This is a genomic window from Nocardiopsis trehalosi NBRC 14201 (assembly GCF_001552555.1).
In the GTDB taxonomy this organism is placed as follows: domain Bacteria; phylum Actinomycetota; class Actinomycetes; order Streptosporangiales; family Streptosporangiaceae; genus Nocardiopsis_B; species Nocardiopsis_B trehalosi.
On the sequence record NZ_BCRK01000361.1, the window covers coordinates 1 to 968 of the forward strand.

The 968-nt window shown below is 79.9% G+C and carries 1 protein-coding gene; it reads right to left on the bottom strand.

Annotation, left to right across the window (positions count from 1 at the left end; all coding sequences use genetic code 11):
* Positions 1 to 53: 53 nt before the first annotated feature.
* Positions 54 to 968: dihydrolipoamide acetyltransferase family protein (locus NT8_RS28145; RefSeq protein WP_067976117.1), on the bottom strand; the 915-nt coding region annotated here is incomplete at its 5' end.

Here is a 968-nt window from a genome sequence, read left to right on the forward strand (position 1 = left end):
TCCGGCGGGCGCGCGGGTCGGGAACGCGGGGCCGCCGACGGGGAAGGGCGCCGCTACACCTCGCCCAGGGCGAGCGCGGGCCGCTCCACGCAGTCGGCGACGAAGCGCAGGAAGCCGCCGGCCTCCTCGCCGTCGCACACGCGGTGGTCGAAGGCCAGGGTCAGCTCGGTGACCGGCCGCGCCTCGATCGCGTCGCCGACCACCCACGGCCGCCGCACGATCCGGCCCAGGCCCAGGATGGCGGCCTCGGGGTGGTTGATGATCGCCGCCGAGCCGTCCACGCCGAACACGCCGTAGTTGTTCACCGTGAACGTGCCGCCGGTCAGCCGGTCCGGGCCCAGGGAGCCGGCGCGCGCCGCCTCCGCGGTCGCGGACAGCTCCGCCGACAGCTCGCGGGTCGTCAGCGCGTGGGCGTCGCGCACGACGGGCACCACCAGGCCGCGCGGCGTCTGCGCCGCGAAGCCGAGGTGCACCCGCGGCAGCCGGACCACCTCCGCGCGGTCGGTGTCGACCCGGGAGTTCAGCGCCGGGTACCGGCGCAGCCCGAGCAGGCAGAACCGGGCGACGAGGCCGAGCACGCCCACCGGGCGGGCCGGGTCGGCGGCGTTCAGCTCCGCCCGCAGCTCCAGCAGCCCCGTCGCGTCGGCGTCGACCCAGACCGTCGCCTCGGGGATCTCCCGCCGCGACCGGGACAGCCGCTCCGCCATGGTGCGCCGCGCCCCGCGCAGCGGGACGCGCACCGCGCCGTCCTCGGCGCCGTCCGCCACCGGGGCCGCGTCCCCGGCGGCGCGGGCGGCCACCGCCGCCTGCACGTCCCGGCGCAGCACCAGGCCGCCCTCGCCGCTGCCGGTGAGGTCGGCGACGTCGACGCCGTGCTCCCGGGCCAGCCGCCGCACCAGCGGCGACACCACCGCCGCGCGGCCCGGCCGGGCGGGCGCGCCGGACGCGGCCGCGGACGCCGTTGTCCG